Annotated in this window: 12 protein-coding genes; 3 read left to right on the forward strand and 9 right to left on the reverse strand. The window is 40.3% G+C overall.

All coding sequences use genetic code 11. The annotated features are described in order from the left end of the window. Window positions 1–471: 471 nt before the first annotated feature. The 7 genes from FW778_RS18965 to FW778_RS18995 all read right to left on the reverse strand — a co-directional run bounded on the left by FW778_RS18965 (window position 472) and on the right by FW778_RS18995 (window position 7771). Window positions 472–831: a Cif family virulence factor gene (locus FW778_RS18965; RefSeq protein ID WP_202552352.1), complete on the reverse strand. Its 360-nt coding sequence runs from the start codon at window positions 829–831 to the stop codon at window positions 472–474. Window positions 832–915: 84 nt separating this feature from the next. After that, window positions 916–2574, reverse strand: coding sequence for an FAD-dependent oxidoreductase (locus FW778_RS18970; protein WP_150416438.1), 1659 nt, complete (start codon window positions 2572–2574; stop codon window positions 916–918). Window positions 2575–2595: 21 nt separating this feature from the next. Beyond that, on the reverse strand, window positions 2596–3981 hold the full coding sequence (locus FW778_RS18975; RefSeq protein WP_150416439.1) for an ATP-binding protein: 1386 nt from the start codon (window positions 3979–3981) through the stop codon (window positions 2596–2598). Between the two features lie 713 nt (window positions 3982–4694). Further along, entirely contained in the window at window positions 4695–5525 is an 831-nt protein-coding gene (locus FW778_RS18980; protein ID WP_150416440.1) for a hypothetical protein, read from the reverse strand. A 344-nt stretch (window positions 5526–5869) separates the two neighbouring features. Further along, on the reverse strand, window positions 5870–6697 hold the full coding sequence (locus FW778_RS18985) for an SGNH/GDSL hydrolase family protein (RefSeq protein WP_150416441.1): 828 nt from the start codon (window positions 6695–6697) through the stop codon (window positions 5870–5872). 105 nt (window positions 6698–6802) lie between these two features. Beyond that, window positions 6803–7066 carry a hypothetical protein gene (locus tag FW778_RS18990; RefSeq protein ID WP_150416442.1) on the reverse strand — a complete coding sequence of 88 codons (264 nt, stop codon included), beginning with the start codon at window positions 7064–7066 and terminating at the stop codon, window positions 6803–6805. A gap of 72 nt (window positions 7067–7138) precedes the next feature. Then, window positions 7139–7771: a DUF998 domain-containing protein gene (locus FW778_RS18995; protein WP_150416443.1), complete on the reverse strand. Its 633-nt coding sequence runs from the start codon at window positions 7769–7771 to the stop codon at window positions 7139–7141. A 237-nt stretch (window positions 7772–8008) separates the two neighbouring features. Between FW778_RS18995 and FW778_RS19000 the strand changes: the two genes are divergently transcribed. Together FW778_RS19000 and FW778_RS19005 are read left to right on the forward strand one after the other, a co-directional pair. After that, on the forward strand, window positions 8009–8281 hold the full coding sequence (locus tag FW778_RS19000; RefSeq protein WP_150416444.1) for a MoaD/ThiS family protein: 273 nt from the start codon (window positions 8009–8011) through the stop codon (window positions 8279–8281). An 18-nt stretch (window positions 8282–8299) separates the two neighbouring features. Next, complete coding sequence (locus tag FW778_RS19005) at window positions 8300–9382, forward strand: WD40/YVTN/BNR-like repeat-containing protein (RefSeq protein WP_150416445.1); 1083 nt, start codon at window positions 8300–8302, stop codon at window positions 9380–9382. A 344-nt stretch (window positions 9383–9726) separates the two neighbouring features. On the opposite strand, the gene FW778_RS19010 is transcribed toward FW778_RS19005, so the two are convergent. Continuing rightward, window positions 9727–10107: a hypothetical protein gene (locus FW778_RS19010; RefSeq protein WP_150416446.1), complete on the reverse strand. Its 381-nt coding sequence runs from the start codon at window positions 10105–10107 to the stop codon at window positions 9727–9729. 393 nt (window positions 10108–10500) lie between these two features. On the opposite strand from FW778_RS19010, the gene FW778_RS19015 reads away from it, so the two are divergent. Next, window positions 10501–11454, forward strand: coding sequence for an MBL fold metallo-hydrolase (locus tag FW778_RS19015; protein ID WP_202552353.1), 954 nt, complete (start codon window positions 10501–10503; stop codon window positions 11452–11454). A 292-nt stretch (window positions 11455–11746) separates the two neighbouring features. On the opposite strand, the gene FW778_RS19020 is transcribed toward FW778_RS19015, so the two are convergent. Further along, window positions 11747–12670 carry a LysR family transcriptional regulator gene (locus tag FW778_RS19020; RefSeq protein ID WP_150416447.1) on the reverse strand — a complete coding sequence of 308 codons (924 nt, stop codon included), beginning with the start codon at window positions 12668–12670 and terminating at the stop codon, window positions 11747–11749. Window positions 12671–12743 lie beyond the last annotated feature (73 nt).

Consider the following 12743-nt stretch of genomic DNA (forward strand, 5'->3'; position numbering starts at 1 on the left):
AAAGTTGTGGGTGAAAAATAACGCTGGGGGAAGATACCAGCGTTCAAGAAGTGAAGGGTTTATAGCTTGGTATAAAGTTTGAACCAAAGTTATGATGATGAGTTAGGAATTATTCCAATTAATTAAATTAAAGATTATGTTGTTTACAGCTATTAGCCTTGCCTTTGTAACGCTGGTAATTATTTCAATTTTTATTCTTAGACAAGCGAGAAAAAGCAAAAAGAAGAACGAGGGCAAAGCAGATTATTTTGCGGATTAAGAGTTAAATCGAAATAACTCTTTTTCCCGCCGGGCCACCGTCATTAAGTTTAGTAATCAAACAAAAGAACTGTAGGTGTATAGCTTTAAGGTTTTGAATCTTAGACCTGGTTGCAATGCCATGTTTGATCTAAATGTAATTTCATTGAATTAAAGAATTCTATTACCGTAGTTTCTTCAGATCGCCGGGGGCGGAGACTGTATTGGATCATGTTAATCAAGGTCGGCCCCGATTGCGGTAATAAGACCACCAGTATTGAGGGTGAAGTTCAAAGAACCTGTCTCGTGGCCAAAGTCCCCCGTGAAATCAACTTGTGCATTGGCATTTAGATCGTTAATCGCTTCAACAGATGCTAATTTTGTCATGGTCTTGTAGTTAACGAAAAACTTTTCAAGATAGTCCCGTACACCAGTCGTATTTTTAAACTTTTCACCAACTGATACATCATCAATTACTGCATTGTCTGCAAATAACGTCAACGTTGCTTCTACGTCAAAAGCGTTCAATGACTTTATAAATTGGTTGATGATTGTATTTATATTAGCTTCTTTCATTTTTTCTTTAAGTTTCAATTAGCATTTTATTTTTATCGGTTCCTGAATTCGAATTCTTACTGCCGCCTTTGTTCACACACATGATAAGTGCCCTCACCTTAATTAAATCTCAGCAAGATATTTATGTACAAAGCTAATGGCCATGGATCCTTCACCCACTGCAGAGGCAACGCGGTTCATAGCGCCGGCCCGGACGTCGCCCGCAGCAAATACTCCGGTGCAACTTGTCTCTAACAGATAAGGATCACGCTCCAGCTTCCATATTTTTTTGAATTCATCATAATGCTGCAGGTCCCTGCCGGTTTCAATAAAGCCCTTATCATTTTTTATTATTTCAATATCCAGCCAATCGGTAAAAGGCTTTGCACCAATAAAAATATACAAGGCTGCCGCATCTTCCGTATATACTTCACCGTTAGCAATATTTTTAATGGTTAACTGCTCTAATCTTTTATTTCCTTTAGCTTCAATCACTTCACGGCATACGCAGATTGCTATATTATTTACACCGTTTATCTGGTCAATTAAATAAGAAGACATGGTATAAGACAAGCTATCTTTCCTTATTAATATATTTACCAGTTTTGCAAATTTTGAAAGATACATTGCCGCTTGTCCTGCAGAATTTCCACCTCCAACTATATAGATAGCCTTGCCTTTACAGGCGGCAGCTTCTGTAGTGGCAGCGCCATAATAAATACCTGCACCGGTAAACTTTTCAATGCCCGGTGTTGTTAGCTGCCGGTAGTCAACTCCGGTTGTAATTACAATCGCTTTGGTCATTATTTCTTTACCATCATTCAAAATAATTTTTTTATAATTATCCTGCACTTCAATCCCTTTCACTGATTGAGGCGAGAGAAAATCAGTGCCAAATCTTACTGATTGGCTAATGGCCCTGCGTGTAAGGTCGGCGCCGCTTAAGCCTGTTGGAAAGCCCAGGTAATTTTCAATGCGTGAGCTGGTACCTGCCTGGCCGCCGGGCGCCTTTCTTTCAATCAATAATGTTTTTAAGCCTTCTGATGAGCCATACACGGAAGCCGCTAAGCCTGCAGGTCCCGCGCCGATTACCACCACGTCATATATCTCATTTTTCACTTCAGGATTTAATCCGATACGCTTTGCCACATCAATAATATGCGGGCTTAACAACATGGTTCCATCTTCAAAAAATATTACGGGCAAATCTTTTGCTTCCACATTATTTAACTGCAGCAATTGCTCCCCATCTTCACTATTTGCGTCTAGCCACTGATATGGAATTAAGTTACCCGATAAGAATTCTTTTATCTCATGGCTCTTTGGTGAAAACTGGTAGCCTGCTAATTTGATTCCTTTAAAATCAGGATGAAAATTGTTTTGCCAGTCTTCTAATAAATCATTGATAACGGGATATAATTTTTCTTCAGGCGGATCCCAGGGTTTGGTTAAATAATAATCAAGCTTAACTTCATTAATGGCTTTTATTGCGGCGTCTGTATCAGAATAAGCAGTGAGCAACACTTTTTTTGCATCATCATAAAACTGCATTGCCTGCGATAAAAAATCAACGCCTTCCATTTCGGGCATGCGCTGGTCTGATATGAACATGGCCACCGATTCTCCTTTATTTTTTAATTCAAGCAAACTATCCAATGCTTCTTTTGCTGAAGAAGTGCTGAGTACACGATAGTCCTGTCGGTATTTATTTTTTAAATCTCTTGTGATGGCACGAAGCACCTGCACATCATCGTCTATTACAAATATGATTGACTGATCCATAATATTTTATTTTAGCCTTTATTAAACGGGAAGGCAAATTTCAAATTCAGTAGCGCCCGGTGCTGATTTTACTTTTACTTCGCCGTTGTGTTGTACCATAATCCTGCTCACCACATCCAGCCCCAGGCCTGAGCCTTTACCCATTTCTTTTGTTGTAAAAAACGGCGTAAAGATATTTTGTTTTATATCTTCCGGGATGCCCGTACCATCGTCTTTAATATATATTTTCACAAATCTCCCGTCATGGGTTGATGTTATTTCAAGATTGCCTTTGCCGTTTACTTCCATCGCATCGATGGCATTATCAATAACGTTTGTCCAAACCTGGTTAAGCTCACCGGGAAACGCTTTTATTTTTGGAATAGAATCATCATAATGTTCTATTACATTAATATTTGCTTTTCTCAGCTTATAATTCAGCATGGTTAACGTGTTGCGGATGCCGCTATGAATATCTACCAGTTGCCGGTCTGCATTTTTGTCCATAAAAGTAAAATTCTTAACAGCGCCCACAAGATCAGAAATGCGTTCAGAAGAAGTCCTGATATCTTCTGCCATTTTATTGGTAACTAAATAATTGCTTACCCATTCAAGCAGTGCCGGCAATGCTTCGGGTGTAGCGCAGGCCTTAAATACATCCAGCTCACCGGTTGTAAAACCCCGTTCTACCAGGCCTTCCGGGTCGGTGTTCTTAAGGTCGTTATCATAAAGCCAGTCAGTAAGTTCATCTTCAAGTTTAGCTTTTTGCATCATGGTAAGTGAAACCGGTTCAGTGCCAGTTTTATGAGTAATAAGCGTACTGATCTTTTCAATTTTTTCCGGCGGAATATTAAGCGCCGCAATTGCTTTGAATAAACCCGGCAACTGGCTTACCTGCTTCTGCAATAACGCCGCGGCACGGGTTATGGCAGCAGCAGGGTTATTGAGTTCATGCGCAAGGCCGGCCGAAAGCTTTCCCAATGCAAACATTTTCTCATTCTGTTGTTGTATGGATGTGAATTCGCGTACGCGGCTTAGCATCATATGCACCATAGCTTCTATTAATTCATAATGGCCTGCAAAGCCTGCTTTAAGTTTTTCTTTTGAACATTTAAATACCCATGATTTCTTAAGCGCTTCGCAAAATGCAGGCGTAACGGTGGCCCTTGAATAAGGGAGATAGCCCGTAACCTGCCCTGTATCCAGTGTGCGTAATTCTTTTTCTTTGCCTGATTGTACAGTACAAAGCCTCATTTTACCATCGAGTATAATAAAACAATTTATGACTGGTTCGCCAACATTAAATAACCGCTCGCCTTGCTCTATGTTTATTGTTTCACCCTGGTTGATCAGCCATTGCAATTGCTCACCGGGAACATGCTGAAATTCCGTTACAACTTTCAGATGTTCGATAGTAAGTTCTTTCATAAATGAAATTAATTTCTTTAGCAAGTTATGTATTGCAGGGAATAAAAAACACTTTTAGTTCATGTCTCCGCACAAGTTGGTTGAGATTACTGAGCCGCCAAAGTTGTGCATGTATAACAAAACTCCTAATTCTTGTTCATAATTCTCAACCACCAAAAGATAGTTTAGCATCATCTAACGGGTAGGGGTATTCGTCAATTTCTCGGGTTAATCGGGATGGCGATAAAAATACTCGAAAGTGTGGTTTTGGATTCCGAAGGAAATCGTGTGCAATTACAGTACAAGAAATATTTGTTCCAGCTGACTCTCCCGCAGGTGACTTTGCGAGCATAAAGCCGTCTTAACTTTTATTGTGTACCTGCATTAACTGGTTGCATCCTTTTGAAATTTGTAACGCCTATGACTGTGTAATAAATGTTTAATGTTTTAAGAAAGGGCAGACATTATATTAAAGGCTTGCATTTTCCACAATCAATTATATGCTTTGATCAACTTTTTTAAGGTAGCAAAAATATAAATACTATTATTGGGAACCCGGAACGCTTTACGCCTGCCAGTCGGTAGTCATGAAACATGATTTTTTTGCATTCCGAAAACAAACAATGATATCAATTAGACACTCCCCAATGATAAAAATATCGAAAGTGCTGAAGCGACAATCCGCTGCCTCCTCTATTTTATTAAGTAACAATTTATCTTAATTGAAATCTATTTTATCTTCGGAGCCGCGCTTCAAAGTTTTTAACTATGTTATAAAAAGTTAAAGCTTCCGCATCTGAAAACCCTTTCCCGATAGTTGCCAGGGCACATTCCCTTCCGCCCACCGTAGGCGCGGCAGACACGCTCCCAATAAGGATAGGCAATCCTGTAAATCCAATAGCAGGAGAAGCCCCTTTTGACATTGTCATTATACCGTTTTCAAAGCGCTTAACATCGCCGGCAGTAGCAGAAAGCATAAACAGGCCCTTTGTACTAGCAGGAGTTATGCCAAATTGGTAATATCCATACCAGTTAGTTGCGTCTGAGCTGTGGTAAATTGCAAATTCATTATAAGGACTAACATTATCCGAACATCCCATGTCATAACCATCTGTCGTGTTCTGCGTTGCGGAAAAATAGGAAATGGAGTTATCATTATAAGCAAGCAGGGAATCACTGAAATGTGTGTCCGCAAAATCGCTAGTTGTAGGGAATAATACTCCAGAACTTGAAAATGTCGGCGTTCCCGTAAATGTTAGTCTATAAGCCGCATCCGAATTTACCGGATTTTTTAAATTCCATTTACTAGTATTTCCTGAGCCGCCCACCATCGGATAAATAGCTGTAAATTTTGCCCATAAAGAAGAGTCCTTTAATTGCTTTACAAAATCGCTTACCGCAGACATTTGTGATGTATCACCTATGGCGGAACTATCAAAGAATTTTTGAGCATCAGCATCATAGGCAATCACGGGTGGAGTAACAGGTTGGTCATGATGCTTTTTGCAAGATGCAAAAAATGTAAATACGGATAATACTGTTAATAATTGGAAAGCATTCTTCATTTGGGTGTTTTTAGAGTTAAGCATTAAGTTTACACATTAAATCGGGTAAACGTATTATTCTACAAACTTATTGTATTTTCATTGCTGTGAGTGCATGAATATCAAACCCTAAGCGATATTTTTTATTTAGTTGTTTATGTGAAAGTCGCCTACAGAACGGAAAAAAGGATCTTTTGCAACCCTGATTGCCACAAAATGTACGTCTCGATATCCGGGATTCCGTATAGGTCTATCTCTTTAATAAATAGGGTTCAGTAGTCCGCTTGCAAACGAGGAACTAATCGGCAGAGAAGCGCACTGGAGCCGGTGGGTTACAACAACAAGACGTTGCGTTAACTTAATTACTATTGATAGTTCTTCATAATTTTTACAAGCATATTTGCAATAATACTAAAGCCTTTATCAGACGGGTGCAAACCATCAAAAGTCATATTAACGGAATCTAACGGGTAGGGGTATTCGTCCGACACGGGATTAAATGGAATACCAATAAAATCAGGGTAAACATAATTTTTATAAGCGCCTGTCTGCGGGTCTTTTAATCGCTTGTAATTTACAAGATTTGTATAGTTCATACCGCTTTTATAGTATAGATCTACCAAATCAATATGTTCATACTTTGCAATGGCAATAACCGCATCTGCAAATTGCGAGAGCAGTTGCCCGTTCTTTGCTTTATAAGAGCCCCATGCATTATTTTTCATATCATTGATGTACACAAAATCCAGTCGCTGCATTGGTGTAATAAGAATGATCTTCGCATCTTTATTAAGACTACGTATTTTGTTGATGATGATGCGAAATGAACCATACACCGTATTGTTACCAGTGTTATTGTTATAATCGTCAATCGTTCCTAACTGCCGCCCTGCCCACCAGTCGTTCGTTCCAAGGAATACTGAATATACATCAGTTTTAGTGAGCCCCAGATTGTCTATCTCTTTTGCAATGCCACCGGATGTCCATCCGTTATGTCCCTGGTTGGTGTAATGGATATAGGGTAATTTTTCCGTAACCCTTGTCATGTAGCCTTTGGTAATGCGGTTGCCAGTTTCGTCCTGGTGTTCATTTAAATAAGTTATGGAATCCCCTATGGCCGTCCATGTAATTTCTTTTTTTGTAAAAGAAGTTGTTATAGCAGCAACTAAAATTATTAATAGCAATCGCTTCATGTAACTGATTTTATGTAATAGTAAAATTAATGGTTGAAACAACAAACGCAATATAAAAAAGCTGCGTGATCATTCGTTGCGGAAAACGGTAACGGGTATCTATAGTTATGCGAAGATCAGGATAATAGCGATGCCCACGATTCCTCCAATTGTTCCGGCCACTGCATCCAAAAGCTCATAATGTCCCTTCCCTGTAAATAAAGAGAACAGTTCAAAGCCGTAGCTTATTGCTACCACAAGGATGAAAGTGGTTACAACGCTTAAAACAAAATGCCCGGGCATCACATATCCACTAAAGATTTGCAAGGTTATTCCCATTAAGATGCCTACTGCAAAATGTTTCCATTTATCCCGTTCGATTTTAATCAATCCATTAAAGTTTAAGCTTGAAAAGATATAAAGTAAATATCAGGATAAATATAAAGCATACAAACAATGTAACTACAGCCGGGCAGGCTTATTATTTCTTCTTATTAATAAAATGGTAAACACAACCACCCACAGCATGTAAGCACCCATGTTAACCCGTTCCCAGACCCCTACATGCGGCGTGGGCAGACCGGCTTCAAGTCCAAAGCTTTCTTTTGTTGTCAATATGCCGAACACGATAAAGACCAAAACAATCCCAACTGAAAAGACCCGGAAAGCTTTTCCGAATGATGCCGCCCCAAAGCCAATCATCAGCAGCATCAAAACAAGATGAACAAAGGCCCATACAATATGGAGTGTGTCAGTAAGCGTTCCGCCTCCGGCAGCAAGCACCTCCCGTTTGTGCATAGGTGGCCAGAACAATCCAAAAACCGCATCGAAGATAATTACGGCTGCAACAATCCTAAGCTTCCGGTTGCCGTTTGCAGATAACCAGGTGCCAAACCCGAAAGCAATAAAGAGAAGAATATAAATTAAGCAGAGCTCAGACCAGAATGCACGGGTAGGTGCATGTATAGCCGAAAGTTCACTCACTGTTTGCGAAGCGATGTTATAGCCGGGATACTGCATTGGCACTATGATGTTTATAGCTACATACCATAGCATAGAAACAATGCCGCAGATGAGTAAAACTTTTCGTGTCATTTATTCATTTGTGCATACAAAGAAAAAAACACTCTTTGCGCCAAACAATGATAGCTATCATCAATTAACATGATAATCGGAATAACGAGACTCAAATTTGAAAACCCATTGCACGTTTAATTGTACAGCGACCTCGATAAGCCCCTTCAAAAGCTAGTTCCTTGAGAAAAAATAATTTTGTAGCTTAGTCATACTGATTTTACATTTGGCTTTGTTATAGCACATTAAATCATCGCGATGGCAACAGTAAAATTTACATCTGCTTTAGAAAGATTTTTTCCCGGCATTAAAGAGATACATACTAACGGCAATTCGTTGCGGGAAATCCTGGCCGAAGTAGAAGCAGGATATCCCAGGGTGTGTAGTTATTTGCTTGATGAACAGGGCAGCGTGCGCGGGCATGTAAATATATTTATCGATGGCAGCATCATCAACGACCGCGATGGCCTTAGCGATCCCCTTTCAAAGGACAGTGAGATTTATATTATACAAGCCCTGTCCGGAGGTTAATCCAAAAAGATATAAATTATGATACCGACTCTGCTACTCGGCACCCGGAAGGGCTTTATCTCTTATCGTTATAACAATAATCGTTGGGAGGTTGAAAATCTTTCGTTTGAAGGAGTACCTGTTTCGATCGCTTACGAAGACAGCCGTTCAGGCACCTGGTGGGCAGCCTTAGATCATGGTCACTGGGGCGTGAAGCTGCATCGCTCTAAGGACAGGGGAAAAACATGGGAGGAACTAACGGCTCCGGCGTACCCGCAAGGTGAAGAAGTAAAAGATGGGATGAAAGCGGTAACCCGCTACATTTGGGCCGTTGCAAATGGGGGTAAATCCTTTCCGTCAAGGATGTGGTTGGGCACCGATCCCGGTGGTTTATTTGTGAGCGATGATGGAGGAGATCATTTTAACCTGGTTAAATCTTTATGGGACCACCCGAGCCGCAAGCCATATTGGATGGGCGGCGGCCGCGACCTGCCGGGTATTCATTCTGTAGTTGTTGATCCGCGTGATGATAACCACGTTTACGTAGGCATTAGTTGTGCCGGGGTTTTTGAAACCAATGACTCGGGCAGTACGTGGGAGGTGCGTAACAAAGGGCTCTGGGCGGATTTCCTGCCGGACCCTCAAACAGATATCGGCCACGATCCTCATATTCTTGTTGCAGCGCCAACAGACCCGGATATACTCTGGCAACAAAATCATTGTGGCATCTTTCGTTCAACGGATGGCGCACGCAACTGGCAAGATATCAGCCAGCCCGGTGGCCCTGCCAGGTTTGGGTTCGCACTGGCTATAGCTGACGATGATGCAAGCCAGGCATGGGTTTGTCCCGCAAACAGCGATACAACACGTACCGCTATTAAAGGAGCTCTTTGTGTTTGTCGTACCGACGACGGGGGAAAGAATTGGAAAACGCTCACTAAAGGATTGCCGCAGGAGAATTGTTTTGACATTGTGTATCGCCATGCCCTGGCCGGTTCAGGCGATGCACTTGCTTTCGGAACTACTACAGGTAATTTGTTTTTTTCACCGGATAGAGGCGAGCACTGGCAAACGCTTAATAATTATTTGCCTATGGTGTATTCGGTTCAGTTTGCACATTGACCCAACTTCGTTTTACGAAACACTTTTTCACTGTATTTATTTTTCGAATACACGAATTATAAAGTCTTACGCCGGGTTAAACAAAATATATCCCCGGATATAAATCATTCGTGAGTGCCTTCCTTCACTAAAGCCCGAAGAAAAAAAAGTTAATTATGGGTTATTTAAAAAATTGCCGGATGATAATTTGGTGTACGTGTATGCGTTTCTAATTGTGGCTAGCGCGCCTGGTAAACGTGATCAGGAACTAAATGTAATGTGGAAGTTCCTGTGCAGGCCTTTTACAGCGGTTTAAAAAACAAACCCCGCAAAAAGCGGGGTTCATAGAATTGTACTTAAATTTATTAGTGACGACGGCCAATAACAATTTGGACGGAAGCCATGGGCCGGCCGTATCCGTAGGGATAGGCTATTACTTCCCTGTCGTGGTCATAATCCCGGTAATGCCTGTGGAATCTCCGGTCACCGTCGCCATCCCATCCATCCCTGTCACGATCCCAACGCTCTCTCCGCTCATGGTCCCATTCGTCCCGGTCGTGGCGATCATCACCACGGCGATCCTGCCATTGATGATTGTATCCATCGCCATCGCCGCGGTTGCCGTATGATGAATTTCTGTCGTTGTTATATTGATTGTCATATTGCCGGTGCCTTCCGCCGTCCTGCGCAAACGCAGCCGTGGTAAGAAAACCTGCAAAGAACAATAGCGTAAGAATCTTTTTCATAATAGGTTTTTTTATTTGTGAATAATGTATATAAGACGCTACATCTGTACCGAAGCTTAATAATAAAACGTTAATACAGATTTGCTACAGAATTGCTCGAGCAGACTTAAGCAATTGCGGGTATGTGACGCCGTTAGTAAGTAAGTTTCATAGAAGGCGTTTATAACCCAGGCCCGATATATTTCTTTCATTTTATTAATAATGCAGTTGATTGTTATACGGGTGGTATTAATCTTTGCAAATATTTTTAATTTAGCCGACAGATGACCAACAGGATGACCAGATAACCAAAAGGATAGACAGTAGCCGATATTGACGTAAATACACAAATTGGCGGTAATTATATTGGATACTCTCGGAATATAATCTTATATTCATCATCTACTAAAAAAAATGACACGCCTTTCGTTAACACTAATTTTTTCACTGTCGGTCCTAATTTCATTTTCGCAAAGTAAGGCCGATAAAGACAGCGTGCAGGTTAATATGCCTGGAATAAAAGTTACCCTACTTGGTACAGGTACTCCCCAACCGATCATGGAACGTTTTGGGGCCAGTATACTTGTGCAGGCTGGAAGTGAAACCTTACTTTTTGATGCCGGTCGCGGTTGTTTACAAAGGCTACGTCAAATAAATATATCTTATGACAAAATAAACGCGTTGTTTCTGACGCACCTTCATTCAGATCATATTGTCGGTATCCCGGACTTGTGGCTTACAGGATGGCTTGTTTCAAAGCGGGCAATACCGCTCAGTGTATTTGGGCCCACGGGCACTGGTGAAATGCTGAAAGACCTGCGAAAGGCATTTGCTTTTGACATCAGGATGCGAATAGAAGATGATAAAAGGGTAGAGGAAGGAAGTGAGTTTTTGGTGAAGGAGATACAACAAGGAGTTATTTATGAAAAGAATGGCGTGAAAGTAACTGCATTTGAGGTTGACCATGGTGTTATAAAACCTGCTTTCGGTTATCGAATAGACTACAAGGGACATTCTGTTGTATTGTCTGGCGATACAAAATATTCGGAAAACGTAATCAGGTTTGCAAAAGGAGCAGATTTGTTAATACATGAAGTAGCTGTTGCACCTGATACATTAAGTAAATCAGACCCTCAATATAATATACTAATGCATCATACAACGCCGGAACAGGCTGCACAGGTTTTTAATGCCGTGCAACCAAAACTTGCCGCGTATTCGCATATTGTAAAAATTCATGGTCTCACCGAAGAAGACATAATGAAAAAAACAAAAGCAACTTACCAGGGACCGTTAATTATGGGAGAAGATTTAATGAGCTTTTCAATTGGTGATACAATTTCTGTACATAAATGGCTGAAAAAATAATTACCGGATTCCACCATAAACGAAAATGAATATTACACTTTCATTTTGGACTTTACTATCAGGTCGAAAATTAGTCCGGCAGAAAACCGGATAAGACGCGTGTTAGGTATAAGTTTTTTATGCCGTTGTCTCTCCCGGGGAAAGGGCCTGAACCTGAATGCAAGAATTATTGCCCCACAACTGGCAACCTATCGCCAACGGCTATACGCAAAATTAAATTTATAGACTGGTGCTTTTGAATGTACCTGGACGCTGGGATTCAGATTAATGATTTGAATAAAAATCTTTGCTATCAATATTTCTCAAACCAGTCAAACTTTTCTTTGATGATGTGACTTTTTTCTTTCTTTACATAATTCAAAAACACTGATGCAACATTGGAATGTTTTTTTCCCTTCAGCCAAATCAGGTTCCAAACTGATTTAATCGGGAACCCTTTAACAGGTATTATTTGTAATTGCCCGTTCTGTAATTCGTTTCTAATTCCAATCAGTGGCATAATAGAACATCCAAGCCCTGCAATCACAGCCTGCTTTACAGCTTCATTAGAAGTAAGCTCCATTTTTTTTATAACCGGTAAATTATTTCTCTTAATAAATTTTTCCATTGTTTGACGCGTGCCGGAGCCCTGCTCCCTGTAGATCAAAGGTATTTTTTCAAAAATGCTTTTATCATACAGTTTAGATTTAAACTTTTGTTTATTATCGCTTACCACATACAATTTATTTTGCATTAGCTCGGTTTTTTCAATTTTCAAATTTTCGGGCAATACTGATACTAACGAAAAATCCACTTCATTTTTTTCAAGGCTCTCAAGTACTTTTAATTTGTTGGTCACATCCAGTAGCAATTCAACTCCGTCGTTCTGTTGCAGAAAATCGGCCAGGAAATAAGGCATCACATATTTACCGGTTGACACCACAGAAATTTTTAAGCGGCCTGCCAATTTTCCTTTATGAGCCAAGGTCTTGTAGTTAATAGCGTGTACCTGGTTGACAATCTGCTCTGCTGCAATGGCAATTTCTTTACCGAAATCGGTAATAAATATTTTTCTGCCAACTACTTCGGTCAATGGAATATCAAACTGATCCTGCAAATTTTTAAGCTGTATAGAAACTGCCGGTTGTGTTAAATGCAATTCTTCCGAAGCTTTGGTTATACTTAGGGTTTCTGTAATTTTTAAAAATATACGCAGTTGGTTGATCGTATAATTCATAAATTTTATTTATGCATATCATTACAAATATAAATGAAAACTTATAATTGTTTTATTGGATTTTTGCGCCATA

Origin of the sequence: Ginsengibacter hankyongi, assembly GCF_008710285.1 — a bacterium.
GTDB classification, from domain to species: domain Bacteria; phylum Bacteroidota; class Bacteroidia; order Chitinophagales; family Chitinophagaceae; genus Ginsengibacter; species Ginsengibacter hankyongi.

Excerpts from the sequence above, each read along its gene's own strand:
- FW778_RS19015 (WP_202552353.1), top strand. The coding sequence starts at position 10,501 with ATGACACGCCTTTCGTTAACACTAATTTTTTCACTGTCGGTCCTAATT.
- FW778_RS19010 (WP_150416446.1), bottom strand. The coding sequence starts at position 10,107 with ATGAAAAAGATTCTTACGCTATTGTTCTTTGCAGGTTTTCTTACCACG.
- FW778_RS18995 (WP_150416443.1), bottom strand. The coding sequence starts at position 7,771 with ATGACACGAAAAGTTTTACTCATCTGCGGCATTGTTTCTATGCTATGG.
- FW778_RS18975 (WP_150416439.1), bottom strand. The coding sequence starts at position 3,981 with ATGAAAGAACTTACTATCGAACATCTGAAAGTTGTAACGGAATTTCAG.
- FW778_RS19020 (WP_150416447.1), bottom strand. The coding sequence starts at position 12,670 with ATGAATTATACGATCAACCAACTGCGTATATTTTTAAAAATTACAGAA.
- FW778_RS18980 (WP_150416440.1), bottom strand. The coding sequence starts at position 5,525 with ATGAAGAATGCTTTCCAATTATTAACAGTATTATCCGTATTTACATTT.
- FW778_RS18985 (WP_150416441.1), bottom strand. The coding sequence starts at position 6,697 with ATGAAGCGATTGCTATTAATAATTTTAGTTGCTGCTATAACAACTTCT.
- FW778_RS19000 (WP_150416444.1), top strand. The coding sequence starts at position 8,009 with ATGGCAACAGTAAAATTTACATCTGCTTTAGAAAGATTTTTTCCCGGC.
- FW778_RS18970 (WP_150416438.1), bottom strand. The coding sequence starts at position 2,574 with ATGGATCAGTCAATCATATTTGTAATAGACGATGATGTGCAGGTGCTT.
- FW778_RS19005 (WP_150416445.1), top strand. The coding sequence starts at position 8,300 with ATGATACCGACTCTGCTACTCGGCACCCGGAAGGGCTTTATCTCTTAT.